This is a genomic window from Streptomyces sp. NPDC002057 (assembly GCF_040296665.1).
Lineage (GTDB): Bacteria > Actinomycetota > Actinomycetes > Streptomycetales > Streptomycetaceae > Streptomyces.
The window spans coordinates 88,546-106,013 of sequence record NZ_JBEOXR010000013.1 but is presented as its reverse complement, the minus strand read 5'-3'; the positions used below and the strand labels follow the sequence as shown (position 1 = coordinate 106,013).

Annotated in this window: 9 protein-coding genes and 1 tRNA gene; 5 read left to right on the top strand and 5 right to left on the bottom strand. The window is 74.5% G+C overall.

Going from position 1 to position 17,468, the window contains the following annotated elements; translation table 11 throughout:
- Window positions 1-16 precede the first annotated feature (16 nt).
- The 3 genes from ABT129_RS13960 to ABT129_RS13950 form a co-directional block, all read right to left on the bottom strand.
- Window positions 17-4,903, bottom strand: a complete 4,887-nt coding sequence (locus ABT129_RS13960; protein ID WP_351900499.1) for a hypothetical protein — start codon at window positions 4,901-4,903, stop codon at window positions 17-19.
- Window positions 4,904-4,931: 28 nt separating this feature from the next.
- Complete coding sequence (locus tag ABT129_RS13955; protein ID WP_351900498.1) at window positions 4,932-7,265, bottom strand: serine/threonine-protein kinase; 2,334 nt, start codon at window positions 7,263-7,265, stop codon at window positions 4,932-4,934.
- A gap of 3 nt (window positions 7,266-7,268) precedes the next feature.
- A tRNA-Pro gene (locus ABT129_RS13950) sits at window positions 7,269-7,340 on the bottom strand.
- A gap of 264 nt (window positions 7,341-7,604) precedes the next feature.
- On the opposite strand from ABT129_RS13950, the gene ABT129_RS13945 reads away from it, so the two are divergent.
- Entirely contained in the window at window positions 7,605-8,630 is a 1,026-nt protein-coding gene (locus ABT129_RS13945) for a LacI family DNA-binding transcriptional regulator (protein WP_351900496.1), read from the top strand.
- Window positions 8,631-8,782: 152 nt separating this feature from the next.
- Here ABT129_RS13945 and ABT129_RS13940 read toward each other — a convergent pair whose 3' ends face one another.
- The gene (locus tag ABT129_RS13940) at window positions 8,783-11,560 is read right to left on the bottom strand and encodes a glycosyl hydrolase (protein ID WP_351900494.1); all 2,778 of its coding nucleotides are present in this window, start codon (window positions 11,558-11,560) and stop codon (window positions 8,783-8,785) included.
- A 276-nt stretch (window positions 11,561-11,836) separates the two neighbouring features.
- On the opposite strand from ABT129_RS13940, the gene ABT129_RS13935 reads away from it, so the two are divergent.
- The 4 genes from ABT129_RS13935 to ABT129_RS13920 all read left to right on the top strand — a co-directional run bounded on the left by ABT129_RS13935 (window position 11,837) and on the right by ABT129_RS13920 (window position 16,650).
- Complete coding sequence (locus ABT129_RS13935) at window positions 11,837-13,150, top strand: ABC transporter substrate-binding protein (protein WP_351900492.1); 1,314 nt, start codon at window positions 11,837-11,839, stop codon at window positions 13,148-13,150.
- A gap of 130 nt (window positions 13,151-13,280) precedes the next feature.
- Entirely contained in the window at window positions 13,281-14,246 is a 966-nt protein-coding gene (locus ABT129_RS13930) for a carbohydrate ABC transporter permease (RefSeq protein ID WP_502981756.1), read from the top strand.
- Window positions 14,243-15,181 (top strand): carbohydrate ABC transporter permease, encoded by a 939-nt coding sequence (locus ABT129_RS13925; RefSeq protein WP_351900490.1) that lies wholly within the window; start codon window positions 14,243-14,245, stop codon window positions 15,179-15,181. Before ABT129_RS13930 ends, ABT129_RS13925 begins: the two co-directional genes overlap by 4 nt.
- A gap of 65 nt (window positions 15,182-15,246) precedes the next feature.
- Window positions 15,247-16,650, top strand: a complete 1,404-nt coding sequence (locus ABT129_RS13920; protein WP_351900488.1) for a GH1 family beta-glucosidase — start codon at window positions 15,247-15,249, stop codon at window positions 16,648-16,650.
- A gap of 17 nt (window positions 16,651-16,667) precedes the next feature.
- Here ABT129_RS13920 and ABT129_RS13915 read toward each other — a convergent pair whose 3' ends face one another.
- Window positions 16,668-17,420: a hypothetical protein gene (locus tag ABT129_RS13915; RefSeq protein ID WP_351900486.1), complete on the bottom strand. Its 753-nt coding sequence runs from the start codon at window positions 17,418-17,420 to the stop codon at window positions 16,668-16,670.
- Window positions 17,421-17,468: the final 48 nt, after the last annotated feature.

Sequence of the window (17,468 nt, the reverse complement as noted above, 5' to 3'; positions counted from 1 at the left end):
GGCTCACTCCTCCCGGTCAGGCGTCCCGCCCCCGTTCGCGCTCCCACGCCTGGGCGAACAGCTCGTGCAGAGGTGCCGTCGGCAGCACCCGGACGAACGGGGCCTGAATCTGGTTGCTCCACAGCGGACGCACCTGATGGCTCGCCAGTTTCACCTTTTCGAGCGGCAGGTGCGGGGCCTTGAGCTCGGTCCACTCCCCGGGCAGGAACAGCGTCCGGCCCGCCCGCGCCCGCTTGGCCTCCAGGACCGCGCCGGTGGCGAGGAGTTCCGCCCGGACCTCCGCGTGCCGCTTGCTCGTCCACCCGTTCCACCGCCGTACGTTCCGGTCGGTGGGCGCGGCCAGCGCCGCCAGCTGGAGGTAGAGCGCGGCGGCGTCCGCCCCCACGCCCAGTTCCTGGGCCGCGCGCGCCACGAGCTCGGGGCAGGAGTGCCGGGGATCCGCCTCGTACGCCCCGTCGGGCACGGCTCCCGAGACTGCCCGGCGCATCATCCGGTCGACTCCGCCGCCCACCAGGATCGGTGCCACCCGGTCCAGCGCCTCCGCGAGGTCGGTGATCTCCCGGACCCGCCGCCACGCCTCGGGGTCGGCGGCCAGGGCGGGCCGCAGGAAGGCGTCGCCGCCGGGCGCGCACACCACCAGGGGGCCGGAGTCGTACGCCGTCGTCGCGGGCATCTCCCCCTGCTCCTTGCGGCGGTCCGTCGACACGGGCAGCCGCGCGGGCCCGAACCGCTCGGCGATCGGCACCGTGCTGTCCTGGATCCGGCCGCCGGGCAGTTCGACGAGGAGTTCCGGGCGGGCCAGTTCCGCTCGCAGCGTCTCGTGGAGGGCCGTCGCGCCGGCCACCGCGGGGTCCCCGACGGGGCGGTCGGTCCAGGCCCACACCAGTGCGCTCGCGATGTGGCCGAGCGGCAGGCCGACCGGTGTGCGGTAGGGCAGTTCGGGTCCGGCCGGCGGCAGGGCCCTCACCTCCACACCGAGGCCGTACGCGGGTGCCGCGAGGTCCCAGCCGGCCGCCGGGACGGTGTCGTCCCGGGCGGCCTCGTAGCCGCCGGCGAGGCGCCGGGCCCAGACGTCGGAGAGGCCGAGGTCGGCCTCCAGGGCGTCGGCCGCCTCGTCGTGCACGGCGGACAGCGTCCCCATCCGCTCGCTCCACACCGCGGCCATCCGCTCGACGGCCGCCTCGACGCCGCCGGGCCGCCACAGCTCGGCCGGGTCCCCGGGCAGCGCGGCGGCCAGGACGGCCCTCCGGCCGTCCCCGCCGAGCCGCGCGCGGAGCTTCTCGTACGCCTCGGCCGTCATCGGGCTCGCCCTGTACGGGGCCTTGCGGGCCAGGGAGCGGTCCGCGTCGCGGTCGCCGCGGCCGACCAGGCCGGCGACCACGAGCCGGGCCACGGCCCGGCGGACACCGGTCAGTTCGGCGAAGCGCACGGCCGCCGACTCGGGCACCGGCACGGGCCCGTTGGCCTCGATCGCCGCGAGCAGGGTCCGCAGCCGGGCGGCGTCGTCGCGGTCCACCCGGACGAGCCGGGTCCGACCGGCGTCCTCCGGGACCGGAGGCTCGCCCGTGCCGTCGCCCGCGGGCGCCACGAACCAGCACGTCCCGCCGCCGTCCCAGGCCCCGGCGGACGCCACGGGCCTGCCGCCCTCCCGTACCCGGTCCAGGACTCCGGCGTCGGAGGTGCGGCCCACCCACCACCGGCCGCCCGCACGGGCGAACGGCTGGTCGGCCCAGGTCTCCAGGAGTCCGAGGAGGGCCGACCGCTCCGTGTCGGGGGTCGGGGCCACCGCCGCCCGCCAGGCGACCGCGTCGATCGAGCCGAGCAGCTGCGACCAGTCGTGGGGCAGGGCGGGCGGGGAGAGCCGCCGCACCTCCTCGGCGATCGTCCCGGCCAGGCAGGCGCCGTCGGCGGCGAGCGCGCTCAGCGTCGCGGGCTGTGCCGCGTCCTTGGCCCGCCGCCAGGGGTCGCTCAGCCCGTCCACGAGGAGACCGAAGAGCGCGGGCATCAGCTCGGTGTCGGGCACGGCGCGGCTCGGCAGGACCGGCGGCGCCTCGGCGAGGAGGGTGACGCGGCGGTGCAGGTCGCGGCGGCGCTCCTCGATGCGGGCGGCCCGCTCGCCCACCGCGAGGACCGCCTCGACCAGGACCGGATCGGTGACCTCGGGCAGCTCGCGCGCCACGGCGGCGCGCAGGGCCTCCGTCCCTTCGAGGGCGGCGGCCAGGAGGGTGTCCGCGGTCCGCCGCTCCACCGTGCGGAGCGCCTTGGAGCCCGCCGGGTCGCGGGTCCGCAGCAGGTACCAGAACGCGGGCGGCAGGGCCACACCGTGGGACGCGGTGGCCAGGCGCTTGGGCTTCACCCGGGGGTGCCGGGGCGAGTGGTGCCCGTCCAGCTCCCACAGCAGCACGCCGTCCGCCGTGTAGGCGCGCACGCCCGTCCAGGTCTGCGCCTCGGCGAGGACCACGTCCTCCACGGCGCCCTCCGGGGGTGCCCAGAGGCCCCACGGCTCCTGTCCCGGCCGGTCGATGTCGAACCGGGCCGAGCGCCCGTCGACGCTCTCCACGAGGAAGTGGTCCGGCGCGTGGTCGCGGTGGCGGGTGCGGAACAGCACGCGGGTGCCGACGAGCCCGTCCCGGCTGCCCAGCGGCGAGTCGGTCAGACCGGCGGGCAGCGGCGCCAGCTGGAGCGCCTCGTGGGCCGGGGTCAGGTCCGCCTCGGCGGGGCCCGTGCTCGCGGGGCGGCCGGGGAAGTCCGGCAGCGGTGTCGCGCCGAGCCGCTCGCCGGTGACCGGGTCCACCACCTCCCACGCCCGCCTGCCGTAGACGGCGTTGGTCCAGATCCTGGTGCCGTCGCCGAGCTGGAGCTCCTCCCGGTCGATGCCCTCCGTGTCGCCGGGGCGCGTCACCCGCAGGCCGGCGTGGCGCCCGCCGCCGTCGGCGGTCTCGAACTGGAAGCCGTACCCGCCGTCCAGACTGCCGCCGAAGGCCACCAGACCGCCGGCCTCGGTCGGGGTGAAGGGCTCGTCCGGCCGGTCGGCCCAGACGGCCGTGTCGCAGTGGTACGGGCTCGACCCGAGGGTCCAGCTCACCAGGAAGGAGCCGCCCACGTAGTGCACGGCGAACATCGTCGCGCCCTCCGGCACCGTGAACCGGCAGGAGCCGCGCACCCCGTCGGGGGCGACGGCGACGGCCCGGTCGCGCCCGAAGACCGTGAGCACCGGCCAGGTGGAAGTCACCCCGGCCACTCCGGGGAGCCCGGCCGCACCGAGCGCCGCGGCCGCACCGGCGGCTTCCGGCCCGGCGGCTTCCGGCCCGGCCTGGGCGCCGCCCCGCTCCCCGGCCGGCGCCGGGGCGTCCGGCGTGCCAGGCGGTGTCGTCCGGCCGTTCTCCGCCTCGCGCGCGGCGTCCGCCGCGAACTCCTCGTACACCGTCTCCAGGGCGGGCCACGCCAGTTCCTCCGGCAGTCCGGCGGCGAGGGAGCGCCGCAGCGCGCCCGCGGCGGACGCGCCCGCGAGGGCGTCGACGATTCCGCCGAGCGCCGTCACCGTGGGCCGGTCGAGAACGGTCTCCAGCTCGGCGACGGCCTCCTCGGCCCCCGCCATGCCGCCGCCGCCGACGGTGTCGACGAGCTTGCCGACCCGCCCGGCCACCTCGTGGGCGATGCCCTCGTTGCCCGGGAGCAGCGTGACGGCGGATCCGGGCGTGCGCGCGGGTGCGCCGTACCAGTTCGGCGTGAGTCCGGCGTGGACGGTTCCTTCGAGGCGGGGGCCGAACACCGGGTCGGCGGCGAGCGCCGTGAGGTCCCGCTGGGACCGCTCGCCCCAGAAGCGCATCCGGGTCTCCGGGCCCGGGTCGACGACCGTGACCCCGGCCGCCAGGCAGGCGTCCAGCACGTCCGCGTCGAAGCCCTGGTAGTGGTGCCGGGTGGTGTGCGCGGTCACGGGGTCGCCCGCCGCGCGCAGGCGCGGCCCGAGGCGGCCGACCAGGTCGAGGAACTCCGGCGGCAGCTGCTGCCGTCCGACGCCGCCGCGGGGCTGGCGCGCGTACTGGTACATGTGGACGAAGTGCCCGACCCAGTGGTGCAGTCCGCGGTCCGGGACCACCCGTCCCGCCTCCATCGCCGCGGTCGCGCCGCAGCCGATCAGCAACCGCAGCCAGGGCCCGCCGTCGGTGACGCTCTCGGGGAAGACCTCGACGAGTCCGGCGGCGATCTCGTCCGTCGGCGGATGGGCCGTCAGGATCGGCTCGGCGGCGGTGAGGAGCGCGTCGGGCACCGACTTCTCCCGGGTGACGGAGAGGATCGCGGCGACCACCCCCGCGACCTCGTCGTCCCCGTGCCCGGCCTTCTTGGCGGCGGCCCGCACGCGGCGCACCAGGTCCGCCGGCAGATCCGCCTTGGAGCCCGCCCAGGCGGTCAGGAAGACCCCGAGGGCCGCGTACGCCTCGACGGGCTCCAGGGTGTCGGCGAGGAAGCGCTGGTGGGCCCCGAACTCCTTGGCGGGCATGGCCCCGCCCTTGGCGAACAGCAGGCCGTTGGCCCGGCGGTAGGCGGGGTCCACCGCGAGCCCGTGCTCGGCCTCGGCGGCCCGCGCCGCCACGTAGGCCCGGCCGCCGGGACGGCTCCCGTAGCCGATGAGGCGGTGGCCCACGGTGTCCCAGAACCAGGGCAGGTGCGCCGGCGGGAGCCGTCGGGCCCGCCACGCCATCGCGTCGACGAAGGCGCCGGGCTTGGTCCAGGAACGGTTGAGTTCGCCGCCCATGTCCTCCGTCAGGTCGCGCGCCGCCCCGGCCGCGGCCGGGTCGTGGGCGGCGACCCAGTCGGCGTACGTGGTCGAGACGTGCGTCCTGCCGTCGACGGGCAACAGGGCTTCGAGCGAGGCGATCATGTCCTGGATCGTCGCACGCACCACTGACACCGCCCGCGGCGGCAGGTGTTCACGCCTCCGGCGGCCGACCGGACCCGACCGGTCCGGCACACAGCCAGTGGCCGCCCGTGGCGGTCCAGCCGGTCAGTCTGCGGGCCCGTCCGGCGTCCGCCGTGCCGTCGGCGGCGAAGGACCCCCCGTCGGCGACCAGCCGCAGACCCGCCAGTGCCGGTGCCAGACGGGCGGCCACGTGCCCGGGGTGGCGGGCCAGCTCCCCCGGCATCCCGGCCAGTACCCCGGCCGCCGCGTCCCCGTCGCACAGGGACAGGTGGAAGAGCATCTGGCGCCAGGCGTACGCCGCGTCCTTGACCGTGGCGAGCGGCCACCGCTCGTGGTGCACCCGTCCGGTCAGGCGGCAGACCGTGACGAAGCAGCGGCGGGCCAGGTCCGCCCAGCCGCACGCGGGCGCGATGCCGACGCGGTGGACCAGGGTGGCGAGGTTGTGGGTCGTGAGGATCTGGGCCTGCTCGATCACCGTGCCGTTCTCCGCCACGCCGCCGAAGGGGCGCGCGCCGGCCCGCTGGTGGCACAGCGCGGCGAACTCCGGCGCGTCCCGCGCGGTCTTCCGCCGGGTGGCCCCGCGTCCGGGCCGGGCATCGGCCGGGGCGCGGACGGCGGCGTAGTCGATGCCGTAGTACCGCTCGTACAGCGATCCGCCGCCGAGCAGCTCGGCGGCCACCACGGCGGCGGCCTGGAACTTCGGGCTGAAGGTGCCCATGAAGATGTCGGCGGCCAGCTCCTCGACCAGCGGGGCGTCGAGGCCGGTCCGGCGGGCGAGCACGGAGAGTTCGCGGACGAGCGGGTTGGGCAGCAGGGTGCCGGGGAAGCCGTCCACGGCGACCTCGGCGAGCCGGCGCAGCGTCGCGTGCGCGGAGTCGCGGACGTCGGCGCCCGAGGCCCGCTGGGCCGACACCGCGCGGACCCAGGGCAGTTCCTCGAGCCGGACCTGCCGCTCCAGGTCGAGCAGCAGCAGGGAGCGGCGGTTGCGGAAGGCCCGGTAGTTCGCGGCCGCCAGCGCGCGCAGCGGGGCGTCCCGGTGGGCCCGGGCGGTCTCGGCGGCGACGAGCTGGGGGACCAGTTCGGCGAGCACCTCGGCGGAGGGCACCACGCCGAGCTCCACGAGGGTGGGGAGCGGCGCGCTGCGCGCCGCCTCGACCACGCGGCGGAGCGCGGGCGGTACGGCCGTCCCCGCGGGCAGGCCCGACCGTTCCCCCTCGGCCTCGGTCACCGGGGCGACGAGCGCGCTCACGTCGGCCGCGCCGGTGTCCTGCGGGAGGCCGGACAACCGGTGGGCGACGAGGCGGGCGAGGTCCTGGTGGGAGGGCAGGGCGGCCTGGGCCGCCTGAGCGCTCCGTACCGCCGTGTGCCGTTCCGAACCGGGCAGACCCCTCTTGCGGACCATCGAGGCGACGGCGTGCCGCAGCAGCCCGAGCCGCCGCGCGTCGAGGGGGCGCCCGGCCGCCGTCTCCTCCAGGGCTCCGCGCAGGATCCCGGGGTTGCCCCCGGGGTCGCGGTGGCGGCCGCACAGGGTGTGTTCCCGGGCCAGGGACCGGTAGCGGTCGAGGAGGGCGGTGCCGCGCTCGTGCCAGCCGCTGCCGGGTTCACGGTCGAGGACCCGGTGGCCGGGACCCGCCGTCTCCAGCCAGTGTGCGAGCAGTTCGTCCTCGAAGGGCCGCCAGACGCGGAGCGCCTCGCGCTGGGTCTCGACGGCGCTGTTCGGGCCGCGGGCGGCGAGCGTGGCGCCCGCCTCCGCGACCGTACGGCGGTGCACGGCGTCGGTGTCGGGCGCCGGGGAGCCGGTCGGGCGCGGGGTGAACCGCAGCGTGGCCGCGAACGGAGCGATCTCCCGGACGAGTTCGAGGGCCGCCCCGGCCTCCCCCGCGCGGACGAGCCAGGCCACCGTGAGGAGCGCGGCCTCCTCGGGGAGGGCCACCTCGTAGCAGGCGCTGTCGAGGAGCGCCCACAGCTCCGCCAGGCCCGTCTCGGTGAGGCAGTGGGCGAAGAGGGCTTCCCTGTCCTCCGGCACCCCGGCCTTCCGCGCCGCCTCCGTCTCGTAGGCGAGCAGGGGGCCGCCGGCGCGGGCGGTGCCCGTGGCGAAGCCGCCGTGCAGCACCTCGGGGGTCACCCAGGCGGGCAGACCCCGTACCGGTGTGCGCGAGCCGACCTTCAGCGTGCCCGCGGCCATGCCCGCGAGCACCCGGCGCCAGCCGCCGGCCCGCTCCTCGGCACGCGCCCGCGTGGCGGGGTCCGCGTGGGTGAGCGCGGTGACGAAGGCGCGGGCGAGCCTGCCCTCGGCGTAGGCGCCGGAGATGATCGGGGGCTGCTGGTCAGCGTGTGTGTCCATAAGCCGACATGGCGGGTTCCGCCCCCGCGCCCTCCGGGTCCCGAGCCCGGCGCTCTGCTGCTGAGCTACACGTCGTAGGCCCCTGACGGTAGTCAGGGCGCCGGGAGCGCGGCAACGGGGTTTTCCGGCGGTCCTTCGGCACCGGCGGGCGTCCGGCTCCGCGCGACCCGCCCCGTATCCCCGGGGAGGTGGACGCCGTTTCGGGCTGGGAGCGCTCTCAGAGGGTGGGGGGTACAGATATCCTGATCCGCACGAGAACCCACACCGTACGACGCGCACCGGAACGCGCCCGCCGCACGCCGGACACCGTCCACCCCACGCAGCCGAGGAGCGCCCGCCTTGCCGGAGCAGACCACGGGGCCCCGCCCCACGCTGGAAGCCGTCGCCGCTCGCGCCGGCGTGTCCCGCGCCACGGCCTCCCGGGTCGTCAACGGGGGTGCGGGCGTGCGCCCTCCGCTGGTCGAGAAGGTGCGCAGGGCCGTCGACGAGCTCGGCTACGTGCCCAACCACGCGGCCCGCACGCTGGTCACCCGGCGCAACGGCGCCGTGGCGGTGATCATCGCGGAGCCCGAGTTCCGGATCTTCTCGGACCCCTTCTTCGAGCAGCAGGTACGGGGCATCAGCCGGGAGCTGACCGCGCACGACGCCCAGCTGGTGCTGCTGTGGGTGGAGGGCCCGGGTGACCACGACCGGATCGCGCGCTATCTGGGCGGCGGGCACGTGGACGGCGCGCTGGCCTTCTCCCTGCACAACGACGACGCGCTGCCGGCCGTGATCGACCGGACCCGCATCCCGGTGGTCTTCGGCGGGCGGCCGGCTCCCGGCACGAGCCCGGCCGTTCCCTACGTCGACTGCGACAACCGCGGCGGCGCCCGGGAGGCGGTGCGGCACCTGGTGGGGCTCGGGCGGCGGACCATCGCCCACATCTCCGGGCCGGAGGACCAGACGTCCGCGCTCGACCGGATCCACGGCTACCGCGACGTCCTCGTCGACGCCGACCCCGGTCTGCTGTGCCGGGGCGACTTCACCGAGGCGAGCGGTGCCCGCGCCATGGCGGAGCTGCTCGACCGGCGGCCGGACGTCGACGGCGTCTTCGTCGCCAACGACCTGATGGCGTCGGGGGCGTTGCTGACGCTGCGGGAGCGCGGTGTGCGCGTCCCCGAGGACGTGGCGGTCGTCGGCTTCGACGACATGGACTCGGTGGTCCGCGCCGCCTCCCCGTCCCTGACGACGGTGCGCCAGGACATCGAGGGCATGGGGCGGCTGATGGTGAAGCTGCTGATGCGGCTGCTCGACGGGACCGGCCCGGAGCTTCCGGCGTCGGTGATCACCCCGACGTCGCTCGTGCTCCGCGACTCGGCCTGACCCGGGTTCACGGGGCAGGAGGACGGCGGCGGGCAAGGGACGGCGGGCCCGGGTGAGGAGGAACCCGGGCCCGCCGCCGTACCCCTGGGGGCCGTGGCCGGCCGCCGCGCCCCGAGGGACCCGGTCGGCCGCCGCACCCCGAGGCGATCGGGTCAGTCGTACGGGATGACGACCACGGAGCGGTCGGTGCCCGTCTGGAGCCGGGAGTCCCCGTTGCCGATGGCGCTCCAGACCTCGACGCGTACCGTTCCGCCGGTCAGGTTGCCGAGCGTGCCGGTGGCGGACTTGAGGCCGCGGGACTGGGCGTACTCCTCCCAGCCCGTCACCGGGTCGGTCGCGAAGTAGTGGTACGTCTCCGTCCGTTCGAACGTGCCGTCACCGGTGAGGTCGTAGCTGATCCGGGCCTGCTGGCCGAGTCCGACCCCCGTGCCGGCGTCGACCTGGAGGCGGAAGGCGGTGGAACCGCCGGCCTTGAGCGTGCCGTTGACTCCCCTGGCCACGTAGACCAGCGGCCGGTTCGGGGTGCCGTCGTGGTTGCCGCCCTGCGCGGAGGCGAGGGTGTCGCTGCCCGCCGTGGCGCCGGTGGCCGTGGTGAGCGTCCCGCCGGTGCGGAGCTGGAAGGTGTTGCCGGTGCCGGGCTCCGGCTCGGGGTCGGGTCCGGGGCCGCCCGCGCCGGTGCCGGACGCGGTGGAACGCGCGGGCACGGAGAGGGACTTGCCGTCGGAGAAGGTGACGGTACGGGCCGTGGAGCCGTGGTTGTGGGCCACGTACGTCCGCGTGCCGTTCTTGGCGAAGACGGCCGAGGTGGGGAGGGACCCGGTGACCGTCGTGTCGGGTGCGCCGAGCGTGTCGAGTGCGGTGAGCCAGTGGTAGGTGTGGGCCTTGGACTCCCCCGCCTCGGGGGTGTAGCCGGCGTGGCCCGCGTCCCACTTGGCCTTGGCGGCTCCGGGGTCGGCGAGGGACTGGAACTCCCAGAGGATGTCGCGCCATTCGACGGCGGGGCCGCCGTTCTCGCGTTCCATCTCGGCGATGTTGCGGCGGATCGCGTCCTTGTGCCCGCCGAGGTGGAGCGAACCACCGGTCACGGGGAGGACGTTGATGCCGTGGATCTCCTCGGGGTTGGCGGTCCACCAGGTGGCGTAGGCGCCGCCGCTGCCCCAGACCATGCCGACGGTGTCGTGCTGGAAGGAGCCGGGGAAGACCTGCTGGTCGGCGTCGAACCAGTACTGGGCGATGGCCTCGCCCTCGGTGGTGAGCAGATAGGTGCCGAGGTCGCGGAGCTGGGTGTTGCCGGTGGCCGAGCCCCAGAGGACGAGCGCGGCGCTGAGGTTGGTCGACTCGGAGGACGACTCCTGGTTGTTGCCGGCGGCGAAGCCCTGGTGGCCGCTGGCCCAGCTGTGCCCGGCGTAGACGTCGAAGCCGCGCAGGAACGGGAAGGCGGTGTCGGTGCGGCTGGGGTTGGCGGTGTCGCGGACCAGGGTCTTGACCATGGCGCCCCAGGCCGAGTCGGCGGCCCAGGCGGCGTCGTACTGGGCGACGATCGCGGCGGCGTACACGTAGTAGCCGTAGTGGAAGTGGTGGTCGTTGAGTTCGGTGTCGCTGCCGTAGGAGGCCGGGTAGCCGGTGAGGGTCTTCCAGGCGTTGTCGTACGAGAACTCGGTGGCGCCGCCGGCCGTGAACCACTCCTGGAGGCGGCCCTTGATCTGGCCGAGGAGCTTGTCGCGGGTCGCGGTCTCACCGATCTGGTCGGCGAGCGGGACCAGCTGGGCGAGCTTGCCGAGGGCCTTGCCGGTCCAGTAGGTGTCGACGGCTCCGGAGAAGGGGTCGGCGGAGTTCGCGACCTCGTTCAGGTAGCCGCGCAGCCGTGCGGTGTCCGCGCCGGTGGAGCCGGGCAGTCCGGGCAGGGTGGCGGCGGCCTTCTGGGTGGTCGTGAAGGAGGCCGACTCCCGGACCTTCATGGTGCCCCGGGGCGAGACGTAGGTGTACGGGGTGAGGGGGTCGGTGGTGTGCAGCCACTGGTGGCGGTAGAGCGCCTGGAGGGCGCCGCGCTCGGTGCCCTCCTTCGCCTCGGTGGTGAGGGCGTAGGTGGCGCGCACGGTTCCGGCGTCGTAGCCCCAGCTCACGGTGGAGCCGGTGACGAAGCTGAAGGCGTACTTCCGGTAGGTCGCCAGGGCGTCGGTGGAGGGCAGGACGGCGACGGAGAAGTAGTCCTTGCCGCCGAGTCCGGCGGTGATGGTGGAGCCGGAGACGTTCCAGTCGGTTCCGGTGGGCGAGAAGAGGGCGTAGTGGTGGCCCGCGACGGTGATGCCGAGGACGTTGCCCTGGTCGGAGAAGACGGTGGGCGCGGTGGCGGTGGTGATCCGCGCGTCGCCGCCGGTGCCCTTGGCGTACACGAAGGGCATGCCGTGGCCGATGGTGGTGCGCAGGGTGCGGGCGCCGTCGGACCAGTAGGGGGTGACGGTCCAGTCGGACCAGGCGTCGGCCTTGGTGTCCGGGGAGTTGAGGCCGGTGAGGCCGAGGGTGAGGTCCCGCTTGTGGGCGAACTCGTACTGCCGCCCGTCCCCGACGATCGCGGGGCTGGTCGGGTAGCCGACCTCCAGGCCGCCGGCGACGGCCTGGTAGGTGAGCGGGTGGCCGTACATGGGGGTGGAGTACGGGTTGTCCCCGTAGCGCTGGAAGGCGAGGGAGGACCACCAGTCGTTGGTGGGGACCGGCTTGCCCTGGGCGGCGGCGGTGACCTTGGGGGTGACCGGGGCGCCGGTGTTGGTGGTGGGTCCGGAGGTTCCGGCGGGGCGGGTGTCGGAGTAGCTTCCGGCGCCCGTGGGAACGGTGGCCGCGGCCGCGGGGGCGGCGGCGGGGCCGAGTCCCAGGGCGGCGAGGGCGGAGACCAGGACCAGCGCGGCGGCCGGCCTTGTGCGGGGGGCTGGCATGTACGGCACCTCATGTCGTCGCGACGAGTGGGGCACGGAGGGGATGCGCGGGGATGGGGGCGGAGCGCTCCAGAGAGCGCTCTCAGAACGCCGGAAACGTAAAACCCGCGAAACGAGTGTGTCAAGAGATTGAACACAGAGCCGAGTTGACGGCTCGTCCCGTCCGTTACGCCTTCGAGCCTTGACGGATGGGCTCCGTCCCAGGCACGCTCCCCCCGCATGCTTGAGAGCGCTCTCAGTCGCTCTCGCTCGTTCCGGAGCCAAGGGAGGCTTCCCATGCCCATCGCCCGAGCCGCCACCACCGCCAGGAGAACCGCCGTCCGTCTGGGGGCGGTCGCGCTCACCGGCGCCCTGCTCGCAGCCTGCGGAGGTGCGTCGGACGACACGTCCGCCGACGGCGCGGGAGGCGAGGTCACGATCACCGTCGACCTGTTCGGCTCCTTCGGATACAAAGAGGCCGGTCTGTACGCCGAGTACGAGAAGCTCCACCCCGGCGTCACCATCAAGCAGACGGACACCGAGGACGAGGCCGACTACTGGAAGTCCCTCCAGACCCGGCTCGCGGGCGGCGCCGGCCTCGCCGACGTCCAGGGCATCGAGGTGGGCCGGATCGCCTCCGTCGCCCAGCAGCAGTCCGAGCGGTTCGAGGACCTGCGGAAGTACGGCGCGGACGCGCTGGAGGGCCAGTTCGCCCCGGCCAAGTGGGCCGCCGCCACCGGCAAGGGCGGCGAGGTCCTCGGCCTCGGCACCGACGTCGGCCCGGAGGCGATGTGCTACCGCACCGACCTGTTCGAGCAGGCCGGACTGCCCACCGACCGCGCGGAGCTCGCCAAGAAGTGGGCCACCTGGGACGGGTACCTGGCGCTCGGCAAGCAGTACAAGGCGAAGGCCCCCGGCAAGAGCGCCTGGCTCGACAGCGTCGGCAGCCTCTACTCGATCATGATCGGGCAGGAGAAGGAGCGGTACTACGACGCCTCCGGGAAGCTGATCTGGGAGGACAACCCGGCGCTGCGCACCGCCTGGGACCACTCCGTGCAGGCGGCCCAGGACGGGCTGAGCGCGAAGCTCGACCAGTGGTCGCCGCAGTGGAACCAGGCCTTCGCCGCCGGTTCCTTCGCCACGATCCCGTGCCCCGCCTGGATGCTCGGCTACATCAAGGGCCAGGCCGGTGAGACCGGCAAGGGCAAGTGGGACGTCGCCACGCTGCCCGGCGGCGCCGGCAACTGGGGCGGCTCGTACCTGGCGGTGCCGAAGGCCGCGAAGCACAAGAAGGAGGCGTACGAGCTGGTGAAGTGGCTCACCGCCCCCGAGCAGCAGACCCGCCTCTTCGAGAAGCAGGGCAACTTCCCCTCCGCCACCGGCGCGATCGAGAAGGTCGCCGGCGCGAAGGACCCGTTCTTCTCCGACGCCCCGATCGGGCAGATCTTCGGCGAGGCGGCGAAGGCGGCCCCGGTCCAGGTCCTGGGCGTGCACGACCAGAACATCGCGCAGCAGATCACGAACGCGCTGAGCGAGGTCGAGCGGAAGGGCACGTCGCCGGAGAAGGCGTGGTCGAACGCGAAGAAGGGCGTCGCGAACACGATCGGCTGACGCGCGCGCGGACGGACTCCCTCCCCGGGCGTCCGTCCGGCCCGGTCACCGCCCGACCCGACACCGACCCGCCCCCGCTCGCGCCCCGCGCGCCGCGCCCCCGCCCGACCCCACCCCGAAGGGCCGCACCGTGACCCTCACCGCATCCGAGTCCCCGGCCCCGCCGAGGCCGGTCCCGCCGCCCGCGCGCCGGGGCTCCGCCCGGCGGGCCTGGCAGACCTTCTCGCCGTACGCCTACCTCGCCCCGTTCTTCACCCTGTTCGCGGCCTTCGGCCTCTTCCCGCTGATCTACACGGCCTTCGTCTCGCTCTACCGGGTGGAACTCCAGACGCCCGGCGACATGGAGTGGCGCGGCCTCGGCAACTACACCGCGCTCTTCGGCGACGAGTACTTCTGGCTCTCGCTGCGCAACACCTTCACCATCGGTGTGCTCTCCACCGTGCCGCAGCTGGTCATGGCCCTCGGCCTCGCCCACCTGCTGAACTACCGGATGCGCGGCCGCACCTTCCTGCGGACGGCGGTCCTCCTGCCGTACGCGACCTCGGTGGCCGCCGCCACCCTGGTCTTCGCCCAGCTCTTCGGGCGGGACTTCGGGCTGATCAACTACGCGCTCGGGCTCGTCGGCGTCGACCCCGTCGACTGGCAGAACGGCACGGTCGCCTCGCAGATCGCCGTCTCCACGGTCGTCATCTGGCGCTGGACCGGCTACAACGCGCTGATCTACCTGGCCGGGATGCAGTCGATCCCGAACGAGCTGTACGAGGCCGCCGCGATGGACGGGGCCTCGCGGTGGCGCCAGTTCTTCCACGTCACCCTGCCGGGGCTGCGTCCCACCATCCTGTTCACCGTCATCGTCTCGACGATCGGCGCGACCCAGCTGTTCGGCGAACCGCTGCTGCTCGAAGGCTCCATCTCGGGCGGCATCTCGCACCAGTACCAGACCCTCGGGCTCTACATGTACGAGCAGGGCTGGGGCTTCTTCCACCTGGGCCGGGCCGCCGCCATCGCCTGGGTGATGTTCCTGCTCATCGTGGTGCTCGTCGGGGTCAACGCCCTGATCGCGCGCCGCCGTTCCCGCAAGGAGGCCGGCCGATGACCGCGCCGATCGCCCCGGCGACGACCTCGGCGTCGACCGCGCCCGCCGACCCGCCGGCCGCTCCCCCGGCCCCCGCACGCGCGCGCGTGCCCCGCCGGGGCGCCTCCCGGGCGGGCCGCACCCTGCACGCCGGTCCGCTCGCCTACGGGATCCTCGTCGTCGCCGTCCTGTTCTCCGCCTTCCCGTTCTACTGGACGATCGTCGCCGCGAGCCGCTCCAACGCCGACCTGGCGAAGGTCCCGCCCACCCTGCTGCCCGGCCCGAACCTGATCCGGAACTTCGAGGCGGTCCTCGAAGAGGCCGACATCGGCAAGGCGCTCCTCAACTCGCTCATCGTGTCCGGCTCGATCACCCTCGGCACCGTGCTCTGCTGCACGCTCGCCGGGTTCGCCTTCGCCAAGCTCCGCTTCCGGGGCCGGGGGGCGCTCCTCGCGATCACCGTCGGCACCATGATGATCCCGCCGCAGCTCGGGGTGATCCCGCTGTTCATGCTGATCGCCGAACTCGGCTGGGTGAACCAGCTCCAGGCGGTGATCCTGCCGGGCCTGGTCTCCGCGTTCGGGGTGTTCTTCATGCGCCAGTACCTGGTGCAGTCGCTGCCGGACGAGCTGATCGAGGCCGCGCGGGTCGACGGCGCCTCCACCGCCCGGATCTTCTGGTCGATCGTCGTGCCGATCGCCCGGCCCGGCATGGCCGTGCTCGGCCTGCTGACCTTCATGGCCGCCTGGAACGACTTCTTCTGGCCGGTCGTCGCCCTCACCTCGTCCGAGCCCACCGTCCAGGTCGCCCTGCGCCAGCTCGGCGGCGGCTACGTCCACGACCAGTCCGTGATCATGGCCGGCACGCTGCTCGGCACCCTCCCGGTGCTGCTCGTCTTCGGCCTCCTCGGCCGGCAGATCGTCGGCGGCATCATGCAGGGCGCGGTCAAGGGCTGACGCCCGCCCGCCCCCGCCGGCTCCACGCCTCCCCCAGACGTCTCACCCCAGGGAGTTCCCACCCCATGACCGCGCTCGACGCCCGCACCGACACCACGACCGCCCTCCGCTTCCCCGAGGGGTTCCGCTGGGGCACCGCCACGGCCGCGTACCAGATCGAGGGGGCGGCGGCCGAGGACGGCCGTACGCCCTCCATCTGGGACACCTTCAGCCGGACGCCGGGGAAGGTGCGCAACGGCGACACCGGCGACATCGCCGCCGACCACTACCACCGGGTCGACGAGGACGTCGCGCTGATGCGGCGGCTCGGCGTGACCGACTACCGCTTCTCCATCGCCTGGCCCCGGGTCCAGCCCACCGGACGCGGCCCGGCCGTGCGCCAGGGCCTGGACTTCTACCGGCGCCTCGTCGACCGCCTCCTCGACGCCGGCATCCGCCCCGTGGCGACGCTGTACCACTGGGACCTGCCGCAGGAGCTGGAGGACGCGGGCGGCTGGCCGCAGCGGGAGACCGCGTACCGGTTCGCCGAGTACGCGGGGATCATGGCGGACGCCCTGGGCGACCGGGTGGCGACCTGGACGACGCTCAACGAGCCCTGGTGCGCCGCCTTCCTCGGCTACGGCAACGGCGTGCACGCCCCCGGCCGCACCAGCGACCTCGCCGCGCTGCGCGCCGCCCACCACCTCAACCTGGCGCACGGGCTCGGGGCGCGTACCCTGCGCGGGGCGCTGCCCGGCTCGGCGGAGGTCTCCCTGACCCTCAACCTCCATGCCGTACGGGCCCTTTCGCAGGCGCCCGAGGACATCGACGCGGCCCGTCGCATCGACGCCGTCGGCAACCGGATCTTCCTCGACCCCGTGTTCCACGGGCGGCTCCCGGAGGACCTGGTCCGCGACACGGCGTCCGTCACGGACTGGTCGTTCGTGCGGGACGGCGACCTGGAGACGGCGGCGGCGCCGATCGACTCGCTCGGCATCAACTACTACTCCCCCTCGGTCGTCGCGGCGGGCACCTCCGAGTCGCCCTCGCCGTGGGCGGGTGCGGAGCGGCACGTCCGGTTCGAGCCGATCCCCGGGCCGCGCACCGCGATGGACTGGCCGGTGGACGCGGACGGGCTGCACGAGCTGCTGGTCCGGCTGCGGGACGAACTCCCGGACGTCCCGCTGGTGATCACCGAGAACGGCGCCGCGTACGACGACTACGCCGACCCCTCGGGCAACGTGAAGGACCCGGAGCGGGTGGCGTACCTCCACGCGCACCTGGCGGCGGTGCACCGCGCCCTCGCGGACGGCGCGGACGTGCGCGGGTACTTCCTGTGGTCGCTCCTGGACAACTTCGAGTGGGCGTACGGCTACAGCAAGCGGTTCGGCATCGTGCACGTGGACTTCGCGACCCAGCGCCGGACGCTCAAGGACAGCGCCCGCTGGTACGCGGAGGTCATCGCCCGGGGAGGCCTCGCCGAGGCCTGAGGCGCGGGTCCGGGCGGCTACGCGCGCAGGGCGCCCGCGACGAAGTCCTGGGTCCACGGGACGGCCGAGTCGATCGGTACGTACTGCTCCCCGTTCGCGGGGAAGAAGTCCACGACGCCGGCCGCCCCGTAGTTCGCCCAGAAGCAGGTGGTCATCGGGAAGGTGTTGGTGACGTTCTGCCGGCACTTCACGACGAGGGTGTCGCTCGTGACCACCTTGGCCTCGCCGTTGAAGTCGCGGCCGTAGCCGGTCGCGAGCTCCACGGACGCGTCGAAGATCCGGTTCAGCGCGGCGACGGGGTCGGCCACCTGCTCGTACAGCGTGGTCCTGGCCGTGAAGGTGGGCGTCGTGGCCGACATGGAGCCCATGCGCAGGACGTTGCGCGGACTGCCGAAGCAGGACACCTCGTCGGCCAGGTCCTGGCTGTCGCCCTCGATCCGCTTCAGGTCGTCGTCGCCGGAGACGATCATGTCGAGGTCGCTGCCGTAGTGGAAGCCGCCGTCGCCCTCGTCGCAGACCTGGCCCTCCAGGGCCGGGACGGCGATGGCCCGGTACCGGGTGCCGGGGTCGGCGCCGAGCTTGCCGGCCGGGGACGGCTTCTCGTTCTCCACGTCGGCGACCGCGCTCGCGGCGGAGGACGGCGCCGCCGACGGCGCGTCGGCCGTCGGCCTCCCGGCCGGGGGCTTCGCGTCGACGGGATCGCCCGCTCCGCATCCCGCCACGGCCGACACCAGGACGACCGCGGCCACGACTGCCCGAACCCTGCTCATACGGCGACTCCCCCGCGAAGTGGCGCTGACCCGGCGATCACGTTCAAG

What these genes read in the sequence shown, in the direction of transcription:
- ABT129_RS13925 (WP_351900490.1), top strand. Translation starts at nt 14,243, where the DNA reads ATGACCGCGCCGATCGCCCCGGCGACGACCTCGGCGTCGACCGCGCCC.
- ABT129_RS13940 (WP_351900494.1), bottom strand. Translation starts at nt 11,560, where the DNA reads ATGCCAGCCCCCCGCACAAGGCCGGCCGCCGCGCTGGTCCTGGTCTCC.
- ABT129_RS13920 (WP_351900488.1), top strand. Translation starts at nt 15,247, where the DNA reads ATGACCGCGCTCGACGCCCGCACCGACACCACGACCGCCCTCCGCTTC.
- ABT129_RS13935 (WP_351900492.1), top strand. Translation starts at nt 11,837, where the DNA reads ATGCCCATCGCCCGAGCCGCCACCACCGCCAGGAGAACCGCCGTCCGT.
- ABT129_RS13955 (WP_351900498.1), bottom strand. Translation starts at nt 7,265, where the DNA reads ATGGACACACACGCTGACCAGCAGCCCCCGATCATCTCCGGCGCCTAC.
- ABT129_RS13915 (WP_351900486.1), bottom strand. Translation starts at nt 17,420, where the DNA reads ATGAGCAGGGTTCGGGCAGTCGTGGCCGCGGTCGTCCTGGTGTCGGCC.